Annotated in this window: 15 protein-coding genes; 5 read left to right on the top strand and 10 right to left on the bottom strand. The window is 68.7% G+C overall.

All coding sequences use genetic code 11. The annotated features are described in order from the left end of the window. Window positions 1-74 precede the first annotated feature (74 nt). The 3 genes from BOX37_RS17215 (at window position 75) to BOX37_RS17205 (ending at window position 2,192) form a co-directional block, all read left to right on the top strand. Window positions 75-557 carry an MTB12 C-terminal domain-containing protein gene (locus BOX37_RS17215; protein ID WP_071928551.1) on the top strand — a complete coding sequence of 161 codons (483 nt, stop codon included), beginning with the start codon at window positions 75-77 and terminating at the stop codon, window positions 555-557. Window positions 558-666: 109 nt separating this feature from the next. After that, window positions 667-1,404, top strand: coding sequence for an ABC transporter ATP-binding protein (locus tag BOX37_RS17210; protein ID WP_071928550.1), 738 nt, complete (start codon window positions 667-669; stop codon window positions 1,402-1,404). Further along, a complete protein-coding gene (locus BOX37_RS17205) occupies window positions 1,404-2,192 on the top strand; it encodes an ABC transporter permease (RefSeq protein WP_071928549.1) in 789 nt (262 codons plus the stop codon). Before BOX37_RS17210 ends, BOX37_RS17205 begins: the two co-directional genes overlap by 1 nt. Before the next feature lie 36 nt (window positions 2,193-2,228). Here the strand turns inward: BOX37_RS17205 and BOX37_RS17200 are convergent, their stop codons facing one another. The 4 genes from BOX37_RS17200 to BOX37_RS17185 form a co-directional block, all read right to left on the bottom strand. Continuing rightward, on the bottom strand, window positions 2,229-3,029 hold the full coding sequence (locus BOX37_RS17200) for an ABC transporter permease (RefSeq protein WP_240504906.1): 801 nt from the start codon (window positions 3,027-3,029) through the stop codon (window positions 2,229-2,231). An 8-nt stretch (window positions 3,030-3,037) separates the two neighbouring features. Further along, window positions 3,038-3,856: an ABC transporter permease gene (locus tag BOX37_RS17195; protein WP_071928547.1), complete on the bottom strand. Its 819-nt coding sequence runs from the start codon at window positions 3,854-3,856 to the stop codon at window positions 3,038-3,040. After that, a complete protein-coding gene (locus tag BOX37_RS17190; RefSeq protein WP_071928546.1) occupies window positions 3,856-4,830 on the bottom strand; it encodes an ATP-binding cassette domain-containing protein in 975 nt (324 codons plus the stop codon). The genes BOX37_RS17195 and BOX37_RS17190 overlap by 1 nt, the downstream gene beginning before the upstream one ends. A 283-nt stretch (window positions 4,831-5,113) precedes the next feature. Further along, window positions 5,114-5,758 (bottom strand): TetR/AcrR family transcriptional regulator, encoded by a 645-nt coding sequence (locus BOX37_RS17185; RefSeq protein WP_071928545.1) that lies wholly within the window; start codon window positions 5,756-5,758, stop codon window positions 5,114-5,116. A gap of 95 nt (window positions 5,759-5,853) precedes the next feature. On the opposite strand from BOX37_RS17185, the gene BOX37_RS17180 reads away from it, so the two are divergent. Continuing rightward, complete coding sequence (locus BOX37_RS17180; RefSeq protein ID WP_071928544.1) at window positions 5,854-7,035, top strand: FAD-dependent oxidoreductase; 1,182 nt, start codon at window positions 5,854-5,856, stop codon at window positions 7,033-7,035. 43 nt (window positions 7,036-7,078) lie between these two features. On the opposite strand, the gene BOX37_RS17175 is transcribed toward BOX37_RS17180, so the two are convergent. Genes BOX37_RS17175 through BOX37_RS17155 form a run of 5 tightly spaced genes read right to left on the bottom strand, consistent with a single transcriptional unit; the run spans window position 7,079 to window position 13,148 of the window. Continuing rightward, window positions 7,079-8,446: a hypothetical protein gene (locus tag BOX37_RS17175; RefSeq protein WP_071928543.1), complete on the bottom strand. Its 1,368-nt coding sequence runs from the start codon at window positions 8,444-8,446 to the stop codon at window positions 7,079-7,081. 10 nt (window positions 8,447-8,456) lie between these two features. Further along, window positions 8,457-9,293, bottom strand: coding sequence for an ABC transporter permease (locus BOX37_RS17170; protein ID WP_071928542.1), 837 nt, complete (start codon window positions 9,291-9,293; stop codon window positions 8,457-8,459). A gap of 21 nt (window positions 9,294-9,314) precedes the next feature. Continuing rightward, window positions 9,315-10,253, bottom strand: a complete 939-nt coding sequence (locus tag BOX37_RS17165; protein ID WP_071928541.1) for an ATP-binding cassette domain-containing protein — start codon at window positions 10,251-10,253, stop codon at window positions 9,315-9,317. Beyond that, window positions 10,250-11,524, bottom strand: coding sequence for a glycosyltransferase (locus BOX37_RS17160; RefSeq protein ID WP_071928540.1), 1,275 nt, complete (start codon window positions 11,522-11,524; stop codon window positions 10,250-10,252). Before BOX37_RS17160 ends, BOX37_RS17165 begins: the two co-directional genes overlap by 4 nt. Before the next feature lie 4 nt (window positions 11,525-11,528). Continuing rightward, window positions 11,529-13,148, bottom strand: a complete 1,620-nt coding sequence (locus BOX37_RS17155) for a condensation domain-containing protein (protein WP_071928539.1) — start codon at window positions 13,146-13,148, stop codon at window positions 11,529-11,531. Window positions 13,149-13,694: 546 nt separating this feature from the next. On the opposite strand from BOX37_RS17155, the gene BOX37_RS17150 reads away from it, so the two are divergent. Beyond that, complete coding sequence (locus BOX37_RS17150) at window positions 13,695-14,066, top strand: YybH family protein (RefSeq protein ID WP_071928538.1); 372 nt, start codon at window positions 13,695-13,697, stop codon at window positions 14,064-14,066. A 4-nt stretch (window positions 14,067-14,070) separates the two neighbouring features. Here BOX37_RS17150 and BOX37_RS17145 read toward each other — a convergent pair whose 3' ends face one another. Beyond that, the gene (locus BOX37_RS17145) at window positions 14,071-14,409 is read right to left on the bottom strand and encodes an LSm family protein (RefSeq protein ID WP_071928537.1); all 339 of its coding nucleotides are present in this window, start codon (window positions 14,407-14,409) and stop codon (window positions 14,071-14,073) included. Between the last annotated feature and the right edge of the window lie 20 nt (window positions 14,410-14,429).

Genomic DNA, 14,429 nt, shown 5'->3' with positions numbered 1-14,429 from the left:
CTAACGTTTGCGGAATATTGTTGGTCCGCCCGGAGATCCGGGCTTGTTCGTCATTTGGCTCGAAGGGATCGCCCATGCCGAGGCTCATCAGGATTGTTTCCGCCGTCGTCTTCGCCGCTCTGCTCGGCCTGGGCTTGGCCCAGCCGGCCGCCGCCGATGTGTCGATTCGCGACGGCAAGGTCGGCGACCTCTACGTTCGCGACGAAGTGCCGAACCTCGGCCAGCTCGAGCGGCAGTTCGCTGCCTTCTGGAACCCGAACATCGGCGTCGGCCCCAAGCTCGAGGTCAGCTACAACGGCCCGCAGGCGCGCGGTGCGCTCGAACGGGTCATGGCGAGCAGTCAGACCATGGACTTCTTCTCGATCCAGGGCCGTGCCGTCGGCGGTGTCAACATCTCCGGCAACACGATGTCGGTGCGGGTCGAGGGCGTGATGGCGGGCTTCCCTGCCACTTCCACCACCTACCACTTCATCCGTGAAGGCGGTCTGTGGAAGTACGACTGGAAAGCGACCTGCGCCGAAATGCAGTGCGCGGGTAACCCGGACTTCGGGTACTGACAGCCGCAGAGATCTCCGGAACGACTCCCCGGCAACGCCACGGCCGCACGGGGAGTCGTTCTGCGTATGTGCCCACCCACCAGCCACTCAGTCGTTCAGGAATCCATCGATGATCAGCATTCGCGGCCTGTCCAAACGCTACGGCGACATCGTCGCCGTAGACGATGTCAGCTTCGAGGCCGAACCGGGCTCGATCACCTATCTGCTCGGGCCCAACGGCGCCGGCAAAACCACCGTTCTGCGGATGATCGCCGGCCTGACCCGGCCCACCGAGGGCAATCTCACGATCAACGGTAAAGGCCTGCTGGACTTCCGCGACACCCTCCGCGAAATCGGGTTCGGCCTTGGCGCTTTCACCCGCAATCCCCAGCACACCGCGACACAGCATCTGCTGTGGCAGGCCCGCCTGGGCGGCGTGCCGGCAGCCGCCGTCGGCCGGGTGCTGGAACGGGTCGGGCTGGAAAAGGTCGCGAAGCGTCCGGTCGGCAAGTTCTCCTACGGCATGCTGCAGCGGCTCGGTATCGCCGCGGCGCTGCTGGGCGATCCGCGCACGCTGGTGCTGGACGAACCGGCCAACGGGCTCGATGTCGAGGGCACGCTGTGGCTGCGCGAACTCGTCACCGGGCTCGCCGCCGACGGGACATGCCTGCTGGTGGCTTCGCACAACCTGACCGAGGTGGAGATCACCGGAGATCGGATCGTCATCATGGGGCAGGGAAAAGTGCTGTCCGATACGAGCAAGGACGAGTTGGTCGCCCAAGGCTCGGGCACACGACCGCTGGAGTCCGCTTACCTCGAGATCACCGCGAGCAGCGTCGAATACACCACGGGCGGGGGTGAAGGCTGATGCTCGCCCGCTATCTGGTCCGTGCAGTCCGCAGCGAACTCGTGAAACTGTCGTGGCGTAGCTCCCTGTGGTACGCGGTCGTCCCGCTCGCGATCCTGATCCCGGTGGCGCTCAACTTCGGAATCGCCAAAGCATCGCAGGCCGAAACCATCAACGGTTACGGCGGAATGGAGACTAGCAATGCCACCTACTGGGTGCTGATCTTCTCGACCTTCATCCTCATGTCCGGCGCGGTGTCCTCGCTCAGTAATGAGTTCAAGGACAAGACCGTCGAGACCGTCGCCGGCATCCAGGCGCGCCGCTGGCTGCTGCCCGTCGCCAAGTTGATCGTGTTCGGCCTGCTCTCCGGTGCGGTCGCCGGTGCGACCACATTTCTTCTGCTGGGCGGCTTTCCACACCTGTTTCCGGATGTATGGGGCGAGGTCGATGCCTTCTCCGGCGCCGGTATCCGCCTGCTGATCTGCGTGCCGATCTTCACCGTGCTGGTCTGTGCGCTCGGCCTCGGCCTGGCCGCACTGCTGCCGAAGCCGGGCCTGGTGGTGATGATCGTGCTGCTGTGGAAGTTCGGTATCGAGGTTTTCGTCACGTTCGTCAACAACGACCTGGGGCGCATGCTGCAACGGTTGTCGCCGTTCAAGAACGGCGAACTGGGCGTCGGCCAGCTCAGTACCACCGACAGCTACTTCGGCGGCCCGAACGGATCACTGCTGTACTTCGCGGTGCCGTGCCTGGTGGTCTTCGTGCTCGGAACCCTGCGCCTGTCCACGGGTGATATGAAAAGCGACTGATCACGGCCCGCGGCAGCGGTACGCGCTGCCGTGCGGTCAGCGGCGTTCTGCGGCATGCCGGTAGCCGCGGAACGCCACCGGACCGAACACGATGATCAGTCCGACCGTCCAGAGCACCGTGATGGCCAGTGGCTCCGCCACCGGACCGCCCTCGGTCAATCCACGAACAGTATCGATCGCCGGTGTCATCGGCTGATACCGGACCACCGGCTGGAGCCAGCCCGGATACTCGCTGACGGGTGCGAAACCTCCGTTGAAGAACAGCAGCAGGAGAAAGAATCCATTGAGCTGCTGCACGGCCTGCCGGCCGGAGGCCACCGTTGCCATGGCGATCACCGGCACCGCGATACCGACCGCGAACACCATCGCCACGAGCACCGCGCCGATTCCGGCGGCGATACCCTGCTCGAACCGGAATCCGAGCGGGATCGCGACGGCGAACAGGACAACGGTGGCTATCCCGGTGCGCACCGCCTCGGCGAGCAGCCGGCCGACGAGGAAACCGGGGCGCGGCACCGGCAGCGTCCACATCCGAGCCAGCAGTCCGGTGTCGCGCTCGTGGATGAGGCTGATCGCCGTGGCCAGAGTGCCGAACAGCGCACCCACCAGCGCCACCAGACCGGTGTTGCCGAAGATGCTGTCGCCGCCGCCCATCGAGGTCACGGTCTTGCCCAGGACCAATTGGAACATCAGCAGCAGGAAGACAGGAAAAACTATCGACTGCACGACGATTCCCGGATCACGCGACCAGGAACGCAGCAGCGCACTCGCCTGGACGACCGATTGACGCAATACCGGCACGGCCTGCCGGGCCGGCCAGCTTGCTGCGTCTGTCATCGTCTCCGTCATCGTTTCACCTGCGCTCGGCCCGCGATCACCATTGCCGCACCGCCGATGGCGAGCAGTGCCACCGACCAGAGCACCACCGCGGTGAATTCGAGGTCGGTGCCCGCGGCGAGCGCCCGGAGAGCGTCGGCGTAGACCGACATCGGCTGATTGCGAACGAACGGCTGTATCCAGGCGGGGAATGCCGGTGCGGTGACCAGGCCGGTGGACGCCATCACCAGGATCAGCTGCGGAATCATGAGAACGCTCGCGATCGACACCGAATTGCGGGCCACGGTGCCGATCGCATCGGTGACCATGCTCAGTGCCAGTCCGAAAACGATGACGAGAGCGACGAAGACAAGCGATTCCACGATGGTGCCCTGGAGCCGGAAGCCCAGGGCGCAGCCGATGGCGAGCCCGCCGCCGAGCGTCAGGCCCATCCGCACCACCACCCAGGCCATGCGTCCGAAGAACGGCGCGACGCGCGGGATCGGCAGCGACATCATTCGCTCGTGCACACCGGCTCGTGCGTCCTGTCCGGCGGACTCGGTGGCGGTGATGGCGGTGAAGAGCCCGGCCTGCAAAAGGATTATCGGGGTGAGGAATTGCGCGTAGTTGCCCCCGCCGAGTTCGAACTGGCGGTGTAGCGGCGTATAGAAGCAGAGGAAGAACACGACCGGCCCGAAGACTGCGAAGACGACATCACCCGAGCGGATCGCGGCCGAGATCTTCTGGCGGGCGAGTGTGGCGGTGGCCGGTACGAGCCCGACCGAACTCCGGGGCATGGTGGTGCTGGGGGAGCTCGAGGTGGGTGCGTGTCCGACAGCGGTCGTCATCAGCTCGTCTCTGTCAGTTGGAGGAACACCTCGTCCAGCGAGGGCTGGCGCAGGCCGATGTCGACCACGTCGATTCCCGCGGTGTGCAATCGGTCGATGACGTCGGCGACCGTCGCCATGGCGTGCGGAGCCCGGACCACCAGTCGCGGATGCGCCTGGGCTCCCGCGGCCGCGCCCTCCGCTGGTGACTCGACGAGGTCCAGGCCGTCGAGCAGGCTGATGACCCGGGCCGTATCGGTTCGCTCCACGAGGGTCACTTCGCATACAGCCGCGCCGACCTGCTTCTTCAACTGCCCCGGTGTGCCGGCGGCAACCACCGATCCGCGGTCGAGCATCACGATGCGATCGGCGAGCCGGTCGGCTTCCTCCAGATACTGGGTGGTCAGCAGGACTGTGATCCCTGCTTGCCGCAGCCCGGCGACGGTGTCCCAGACCGAGGCGCGGCTGCGTGGATCCAAGCCGGTGGTCGGTTCGTCGAGGAACAGCACCTCGGGCCGGGTGACCAGAGCGCTGGCGATATCGACTCGGCGTTGCATTCCGCCGGAAAGGGCACCGACCCGCCGGTTGCGCACCGTGGTGAGGTCGAACTCCTCGACGAGGTCGTCGATGCGGGTGCGCAGAGCCGGGCCGCGTAAACCGGTGAGCCGGCCGAACACGGACAGGTTCTCCACGGTGGTGAGACCCTCATCCAGAGCGGCGTATTGCCCAGTGAGCGAGATGGTTTCGCGTACCCGGGCAGCCTCGGCGACTACATCGTGACCGCAGATCCGGGCGCTACCGGAGGTGGGTCGTTGCAGGGTGGACAGCAAGGTGACCGTTGTGGTCTTACCGCTGCCGTTGGGGCCGAGTAGGCCGAGTATCTCGCCACGGGCGACCTCGAACGAGATACCGTCGAGGGCCACCACCTCACCGTATGACTTGACGAGATCGGTGACCTGGATCGCTGCCACAAGTGCTCCTTCTGTGGAGGCCATCGCATCGGCACCGAGTTCTGTCTGGGCCGAACGAGTCGCCGGCCTGTCACTTGGTGCGCGGCAGCCATTCGATGCGTGGTGACATGGATTTTCTGCTTCCGCTCGGTGGGTCCCGCCGAAGACCCCTCCGTCGCTTAGGTAAGGCTACACTACCCAATTTCCTTCAGCAACGGTGCTATTCGGCCGGGGCGTGTTCGGCATGGTCTACTCCGTGGTGTCCGTCGGACGGTCGCTGGGTGCAGGCACCCGGCACGGACGAAACTCAGCGCCGCCGACGGCGACCTCACGCCGGTGGTGCTGGTCGTCCGGCGCGATCGGCGGCCGTGTCGTGCCGGGGCGACGCCACGGTGAACGGGTCGACGAGTCCGGCGATGGCGCGCCGGGTGCGCGTGCGGACCTCGGCTTCGGAGTCTTCGGTCAGCACGAGGTGATGGAACACCCCGACCAGCGCGAGAGCGAGTGCGGCGGGATCGGCGGCCCGGCTGACCCGGTCGTGGCGTTGTTCATCGGCCAGGTAGGTGGTGGCAGCGCTCTCGATCGCCTCCAGGCCGGCCGTCTTGTCGCCGAGTACCGCGTGCACCCGCTCGGTGAGTTCGGGGCGGGCGACGAGGAGTCTGGCGGAGGCCAGCACTGTCGGAGCCGGGATCGACAGGATCGCGCCGCACAGGTTCCCCGCGACGCTGCCCCGGCCCGCCCGGTCGCGCAGCGCGGCGGCCTCGGCGGAGACCAGGAAGGCGCGGTCGACGGCGTAGGCGGCGAGGAAATCGTCGAGATCGGCGAAATGGGCATAGAGCAGCCCGGTCGCCACGCCCGCCTCGCCCGTCACGGCCCGGCCGCTGAGCCGACCTGGCCCGTCGCGGACGGTCACGCGCTCGGCGGCCGCGAACAGTTGCTGTCTGATCTCCGGAATCGCGACTCCTCTTGGCACATCCTCGAGTCTACGTGACTTGCGCCGAGGATGAGCACATGCTCATACTAGGTTTGAGCGAACGCTCATACCTGGGCTCGAACGAAGGAGAGACAGTGTTCGACAGCGGGGTACGGACACGACGAGCGGTCATCGCGGGTGCCGGCATCGCGGGCTTGGCCACCGCGCTGCGGCTGCACCGGGCGGGCTGGCAGGTGCTGGTGGTCGAGCGTGCCCCCGCACGGCGCAGCAGCGGCTATCTGGTGAACCTGCTCGGCAGTGGCTACGACGCCGCGGCGGGTCTCGGTGTGCTCGAACGGCTGGCGCAGCGCGATCTCGGGATGTTCACCTCGATCCTGGTGCGGGCCGACGGCCGGGAGAAACTCACGGTGCCCGCCGCGTTCGCCACTGCCGCCCTGGGGCCGCGCGCGCTGACGGTGTTTCGCGGCGATCTGGAATCCGCGCTGTTCGAGGCATTGCCAGAGGACGTCACCGTCCGCTTCGGCATCACCGTGCAGGCGGTCGACCAGGACCAGGACGAGGTTCGGATCGGACTGAGTGACGGCTCGCGGCAGCGGGCCGAGCTGCTCGTCGGCGCCGACGGCCTGCACTCCGGTGTCCGGGGCATCGTGTTCGGCCCCGAGGACGAGTTCCGCGTGGACATGCGCCACCTCGTCGGTGCGTTCCCGCTCGACCGCGTTCCGGGCGAGGTGCCCGACGCCGCGGCCGCCACCTTCATCGGACCGGGCCGTACGGCGGCGGTGATCAATCTGGGACCGCAGCGGGCCTCGGCATTCTTCACCTACCGCCACGACGATCCGGCGAGTGAACTGCGCGACGGCCCGGTCGCGGCGCTGTCCGCGGCCTTCGGCGATCTGGGCGGCGCGGTGCCCGCCGCGCTGCACCAGCTCGCCGCCGATCCGGGCGCTGCCTACTTCGATTCGGTCAGTCAGGTGGTGATGGACACCTGGAGCCGGGGCCGGGTCGTCCTGCTGGGCGACGCGGCCTGGTGCGTCACACTGTTCGCCGGGCACGGCGCCGCTCTGGCGCTGGCCGGGGCCGACCGGCTCGGCGCCGCCCTGGACGACCACGACGTCCCCGCCGCGCTGATCCACTGGGAAGCCGCACTACGCCCGGAGGTACGCAAGCGACAGGCATTGGCGCGCAGGGGAATGAGCCAGTACGCCCCGCGCTCCGAAGCGCACATCTGGGTCCGCGACCTCATGATCCGGGCGATCCAGCTCCCCGGAATCCGCGGCCTGGTCGAGCGCTCCATCCAGCGCGCGAGCAGGTCCTGACCTCGTCGTCGAGATAGGTCGGAGTCTCGTCGGTGCGTGATTCCTACCAGTAGTGCGGTGTCAGGTCCCAGCTCGTCAACTCGGTGGTGAGCAGGGCGCGCAGGGCGGCGCGCGTGGGGAAGCGGTCGGGATCGGCGCCGGTCACGGCCAGGGTGATGGTGTGGCCGTCGGTGCACAGCGACAGGTTCACCCCGACCTCGACGCGGCGGAACAGTTCGGTCTCGCCGGTGCACACGACCGGCCGCATGAGTACCGCGCAAGCGCGATGTCCGGCGATGTCGGCCACACCCTGCGCGGTCTCGCCGAGGTTGGTGCACAGGCACTCCGGCGCCTTGGCGGTGCGGGCGAACCGGTGCAGGACCCAGCGCGGCAGGATCATCTGCGCCGGCTGCAGATGTTGCAGGGCGGGGGTGGTCGCGGGATCACGGTAGGCCAGCGCCGCGTTCTTCACCGCGGCACGGACTCCGGTGAGATCGACGCGCTTGCCTTGCCGGTAGGGCACCGAAATGGGCAGTCCGGTCGTGGCATTCGCGCGAGGATCGTCCGGGGTGCGCATCGAGTGCGGGATGTCGACGCGGATGTCGGCGCTCTCGCCGACCCGGCCGCTGCGTCCGAGCAGTCCGGCGCCGAGTGCGATCAGCAGCCCGTTCGCGGTGCCGGAATGTGTTGCGGCGGCAGCGTTCCACTCGTCGTGGTCGAGTTGTACCACCAGATCCGCGGGCGACCACCGGGGCGGCGAGGGCAGTCGAGGATCGTCTGGACGCGGTGTGCGGTCGGGCTCGGTGACCTTCCGCGCGGCGAACGCGCCGCGAATGCCGTGTGCCACCGCGCGCAGCTGGCTGCCCGCGTCGGTGAGGTCGGCGCGGACCGCGTCGCGTGGGGCTACGCCGACGAGACGGCCGGAACCCGTTGTCCGGTCCGGCTGTTCGCCATCGCGCAGGCGGGTGAGCGCGTCACCGACGGCGAACAGCACCGCACCGCCGTCGGAGGCGACATGCGAGGTCACCAGCGAGACGAGGGTCCCGCCGCAGGTCGTCGGCGCCGCGGACAACCGCCACACCCGACCGGTGTCGGGATCGAAGTCCACGCGGCTCTGCGCGAAGTACCAGTCCAGGATCTCGTCGTCGGCGACCGGAATCGTGTCCCAGCCCAGCGGTAGCGCGTCGGTGGCGGGCACCCAGTAGGGCCGGGCGAACGGGATCCGGGTGCGATGGACACGGCGGGCCAGGAACCCGTGGGCGAGCTGGGCGTGGAAGCGATCGAGCAGCGCGTGGCCGAGTGGTTCGTCGAACCGCCAGGCCAGCTGGTTGACCAGTGCGTTGCCGTAGAGACTGTGCAGCTTCAGGAACAGGTCGTCGTCGGCGGTGAGCCGGTTGACGGCGGCGGCGGTCGGCGGTGCGGTGAGTGTCATGGGTGGCTCCTCAGCGGGCACGCAGGGTGCGGATGGTCAGCGGCGCGAACACCGCGGCGACGACGAGCGAGGCCAGCACCGCCCAGCACGCGTCGGCGCCGACGGTCCCGTTCTCGGCGAGCGCGCGCACGGCCGAGACGAGGTAGGACACGGGGTTGTAGTCGGAGACGTACCGCAGCCAGGTGGGCATCGCCGCCTCGGGGACCAGCGCGTTGGAGGCGAAACTCAGGAAGGTGAGCACCAGCATCGACATGCCCTGCACCGCGGCCGGGCGCGACACCGTGACCCCGATGAACGCGAACAGCCAGCTGATCGCGGTGGTCGCCAGCACCACCAACACCGCGCCGGCGACGAACCCCACCGGATGATCGGGCCGGTACCCCATGGCGAACCCGACGATCACCACCGTGGTCGCCGCGATCACATACCGGGTCGCCCCGGCCAGCAGGGCGCCCGCGACCGGCGCCGAGCGGGCGATCGGCATGGCGACGAACCGGTCGAACACTCCCGACCGGATGTCCTCGGACAGCTGGACCCCGGTGGCGACCGAGGAGGTGAGCACGATCTGCACCAGCACGCCGGGGATCAGGATCGGCAGATACGCCTGCGTACTGCCCGCGATGGCGGTGCCGAAGATGCTGCCGAACAGCAGCGGCCCGACGATCGGCAACAGCAGTGCGTCGTAGAGCAGCTGCGGGCTGTGCCGGAAGGTGAGCAGTCCACGCCAGGCCATCATCAGGGACTGGAACAGTGCGGCGCGCACCCCGACGTGGATGATCCGGGGGCGGCGGTCGATCGTGGTGCGAGTGGTGGGCTCGACGGCGATCTCGGCGATGGTGACGGTCATGTGTCCTCGGCTTTCTCGAGATCAGGCGGCGCGCGCGGTGAGAGCGAGGAAGACCTCGTTCAGATCCGGTCGGTCGACGGCGAAACCGCGCAGTGCGATGCCGTCGGCGCGGCAGGCGGCGACGATGTCGGCGGCGATGTCCGCGTCGGTGAGGGCGACGGTGAGGGTGCCCTCGGCAGGGTCTTCGGGCGGGACTCCGGTGCGCTCGGCGACGATCGCCTGCGCGCGGACGGACTGGGTCGCGTCGGCGAGATCCAGCCGCAGGATCTGTTCGCCGATGGAGGACTTCAACTCCGTGGCGGTGCCTTCGGCCACGATCGCGCCGTGGTCGATGACGGCGATCCGATCGGCGAGCGCGTCGGCTTCCTCGAGGTACTGCGTGGTGAGCAGGACGGTCGCGCCGCGGGCGACCAGCGCACGGATGATTCCCCACATGCGGTCGCGGGTGTGCGGGTCCAGGCCGGTGGTCGGCTCGTCGAGGAAGATCAGCGGCGGATCGGTGAGCAGCGTCGCCGCCAGGTCGAGGCGTCGCCGCATCCCACCGGAGAACTGGCCGACCGGCCGGTCGGTGACCTCCGCCAGCTCGAACTGCGCGAGCAGCTCGGCGCTGCGGCGGGCCGCGGCGCGCCGGGTCAGCCCGAGCAGCCGGCCGAACAGGCGCAGATTCTCACCGGCGGTGAGGGTTTCGTCGACCGAGGCGTACTGGCCGGTGAGCCCGATCATGGAGCGCACGGCGGTAGCGTCGCGCACGACGTCGTAGCCGAAGACCTCGGCCCCGCCGCGATCGGGACGCACCAAGGTGGCGAGCATGCGGACTGTGGTGGTCTTGCCCGCGCCATTGGGTCCGAGCAGGGCGAAGACCGTGCCCGCCTCGACGGTGAGATCGACGGCACCGACAGCTGCGAAGTCGCCGTAGGACTTGCCGAGACCGGTGGTGCGGATGGCGATATCGGTGCTCATGACGACCTTCCTGCGGCGTGGATCGATGCGGGTGCCACGGTGCCGACCAGATGCTCCACCGCGTCGGCGGCGCGCGCGACGCCATCGGTGCGCAACCCGGCGGCCCAGCTCGCCGCGCGCCTGCCGACTTCGGGTGCGACGACCAGGTCGAGCAACACGGTGAGTTTCGCCCCGGTCAGTGTTCGGGCCGGAGTCGTCGCGGCGAGACCGAGACGCTGCAGTGCCTGCCCCCAATAGGGTTGGTCGGCCTGTACCGAGCAGATCACCTGCGGTACCCCGGCCCGCAGCGCGGCGGCCGTGGTCCCGGCACCACCGTGATGCACGGCGGCCACGCACCGCGGCAGCACGCGAGCATGATCGACCTGGCCGACGACGGCGACCCGTTCGTCGATGCCGGGCGCGATATCGGCCCATCCCGACGCGAGCAGCAGCCTGTGCCCTCGCGCGGCACAGACGGCACGCAGCATCGCCACGAACGCGACCGGATCGCCGACATCCATCGACCCGAACCCGACATAGATCGGCGCGGTCCCGGACTCGAGCCATGTTCGCAGCGCGTGATCGGCATCGCCGCCGAAACCCGTGGTGGCGAGTCCCGCTGTTCGATCGCGCAGCAGCCCGTCCACGTCGATCGGGAACCCGGTGAACGGACCGGGCAGCTCGGTGCGCAGGCCAGGGAAGAGATCGGGGTCGTAGGCCTGGATCCGCACGCTCGGTGTGGCGGGGCCGGGATCGGCGGGTAGCACCGGGGACACCGCCGCCGCCCTGGCTCGCGCCAGCATCGACCAACCCCGGCGGTGCACGACCCCGGGCAGCCGCGCCGCCCGGCGTGTGGGCACGACCGGAACGGCGGTGTTGGGCTGGATGGGGAAGAAGTGCACGGCGGCGAAGGGCACGCCCATCGATCGGGCCACCGACTCGGCGAGTTCCTCACCCGCCATCCCCGCCACCACGACGTCGTGTCCCGGCGCGAGCGCACGAAGATCCGCGAGCGCCTCGGGCACACCTCGACGCTGCAGATCGAACAGTGCCCGAAGGCGGGCCCGCGGATCACGCGCCGCGAAACGCCGATCCGTGCGCTGGGCGAGCAACAGGTCCCCGGTATCGCACCCGAACGGCACGGCCGCCACCCCGTGCTCGGTCGCGAAGGCCACCAGATTCGGTGCGAGCGCCACCGTCACCTCGTGACCACGCTCGCGCAGCGCCTGCGCGAGCAGTATGCCGGGCTGGGCGTCACCCCGACTGCCGGTGAAAGCCAACAGTGCGCGCATCCGCTCATCCCACCTGTGCCGCAGCGGACAGCGAGACCGCGGCATTCGCGTCTGATTCGGGACGCGCTGATCCGGCGCGGCGCGATGTTTGCGCGCCTTCGACGACCGGCGTGCACACCGGATCGACCGGGCGTGTGTCGAGAACAGCGGGCGTCGGTTCGGTCGTACGGTGCCCGACGGCGGCTGGTGCCGAGAAGGCGGGAGGCGTGGGTGCCGGGGTGATCGAGGTCGGATCGGCTGGTGCCGCCGCGTCCGGATGTGGGGCGCTGGTGATCGAGGTCAGCGCCGAGCCGAAGGCGGTGAGGTAGTCGTCCATGACTTCGGCCGGGAGTCCGGCCGGGTAGCGGGTCGAGACATAGAGGCCGTCCGCGGCGCGGACCACCCAGAGGAACACTTCGTCGGGCGAGTACGACACCGCGCGCAAGGTCCGTCCGCGCAGTGCGGCGACCAATTCGTAGCCGGGCAGGACGCGGATGTCGAGGAAGGAGACGCCGAAGCGGGGTGTCTCGGTGACCTCGAGCAGTTCCAGCACCCGCGACCAGGAGGCGTCATCGGCCGTGCGTGACCGCCGCAATGCCGTGCGCGCGGACTCGAGCGCACCGGCGATACCCGCGCCGGGCTCGAGCGCGATGTCGACCGGGACGACATTGACGAACCACCCCATGGATTCCAGCCACCGCAGGTCCGGCCTGGTCGCGATCGGCATCACGGTCCGCAGCCGGTCCGTGCCGAACCGCTCCCGACCCGCCACGGCGAGCGCGGCGAACACCGCCACCGACATCCGGTGCCGGACCCGGTCGAGCGCCTCTTCCAGGTGTTCGAGCTCGGTGAGGTCGAGCACCCGCCGGGACACGCTGGGCTGCGGTAGGCCGGGCGGCACGGGCCGGTACGCGTGCGCGGCGAACCGCGGCATCCCGTCACCACCGGCGAGGAATGCCCGCCAAGTCGCCACGGCGGGGGAGTCGATGACGAGTTCCGCGGCGGCCGCCCGCTCGAGCACGGCGTAGTCGGCCGCACTGCCGAACGTGTCGGACGCACGCGATGCCTCGCCCGCGCCGACCTCGCCGTAGACCGCCCGCAGCTCGAGGATGAGGATGGCCTGGGAGTAGGCATCCATCACCGAATGGTCGGCGGCCACGAGCACCGTGAAATCCTCGGTCTCGGCATGGACGACCGTGGCGGTCACGCAATGCGGCCACACCAGTGGCGACAGGCGCAGTTCCAATGCAGCGCAAAGGAATTCATTGATCGAGGAACCGTTGGTGAGACCGTCCACCGGGTGTTCGACGATGTCGACGGCGCTGGCGTCGGCGACCAGCCTGCGCGGTGGTGATCCGGGCTCGACGGTCACGGTGGTGCGCAGCCCCTCGTGTCTGGCATGCCAGCGGCGCAGCGTCTCGCGCCAGGTGGACGCGTCGAACGGGGCGTCCATTTCGAACACCGTGCCGATCCAGCGCCCGCGTCCCGGCCGCGGGTCGGCGGGGTCGATGCTCGCGCAGTAGCCGGCGTGCACGCTGGTCAACGGCCGGTTGTCGCGCTGCCAGGCACCGGCGGCGAGTTCGGGCGTCCAGATCGACAAGGCGCCGGAGCGGATCTCGAATTCGGACAAATGGGTGTATTCCATGGCGGGTTCACCTCGTGACGAATACATGCCGATTCGGCGAAAGAATGGGATTCGGGAGAGCACGTCGCTGTGTCGCCCGAGGCGCTCCGGATCTTCGGCGGGAGAAACTCCCGGGGAAGCCTCGGCGAGGTAGAGCGTATAGGCGAATTGGTGCAATGCGCGTGCGTGACCGGCATCACGATATGGGCTGAACAAAAGTGCTTTGCCTGGGGTTATGCGGGTTTGCGCCATCGATTTCGCTTGCTGTGCAGAATGTTTCGAAATGGAATTATTCGCGAACGGTGCTGTCCGCCGGCATTTTGTTCACGGGCGAAATGTGTCCGCTGTCGCCGTGATCACAGTGCTCGTGGGCGGTTGTCCAACTGTGTTTCCCTTTTGTTCATCCGCGCCATTCATGGGCGAACGGCGATATGTCCGATGCGATATGTATCGATATGCCGATTCCGTCGGCAGCATGCCGTGGGCCGCCTTGTCGAGTTGCGCGGATCGAACGTGTCGGACCCCGGCGTTACCGTTGTGGCACAACCCATGTCGAGGAGGGTGGCGATGACCGAGAACATCGAGGCGATGCGTGAACGCGCGCGACGCCCGGAGGATCTGAGCCGACTGGTGGTCGAGCGGTTGAACGACGGTGACGTGGACGGCCTGGTCGAACTCTACGAATCCGACGCGGTGCTCGCCCTGCCGAACGGGGTCGTGGCCACCGGCATCGAGGAGATCCGGGCCGCTTACGCGCGCCTGGTCGCCGACCGTCCGGTGTTCCAGCTGGGCAGCCAGGCGCCCGCCTTGCGCGCGGGCGATCTCGCCCTGACGTCCTCGCGCCTACCCGGCGGTTCCGGCGCGACCGTCGAGGTGGCGCGCCGCCAGGCCGACGGCAGCTGGCGCTGGATTCTGGATCAGCCCAACGTGCTCGGCTGAGCGCTCAGTTCTGCTCCAGGCCGGTCGCGAGCACCACGACCACCTTGTCCGGCGTGACCTCACTGACCCGCACGTTCGTGCCGCCCGCGGCCTCGGATTCCCCGACCGGCACGGTCACCCGCTGGCCGCCGATGCTCAGGGTGACCAGGTCGCCGTCGACGGCGACCAGCTCCGCGTCGATGCCCAGGACCGAGGCTTTCGCGCTCACGCCCCGTTCGAAGGTGACGGTGCACCCGCTGACGGCGCACTCGGTGGTCGTACCGTGGCCGGTCATGGTGCAGGCGGAGGCGAACGGGAGGAGGAAGGCGAACGCGGAGAGCGTGATCAGCCGTCGAACTGGCATGCGGTCAGTGTAGAGACTCC

Source organism: Nocardia mangyaensis (assembly GCF_001886715.1).
GTDB lineage: Bacteria > Actinomycetota > Actinomycetes > Mycobacteriales > Mycobacteriaceae > Nocardia > Nocardia mangyaensis.
The sequence above is the reverse complement of the archived record's forward strand: the minus strand, read 5'-3'. Positions and strand labels throughout refer to the sequence as shown.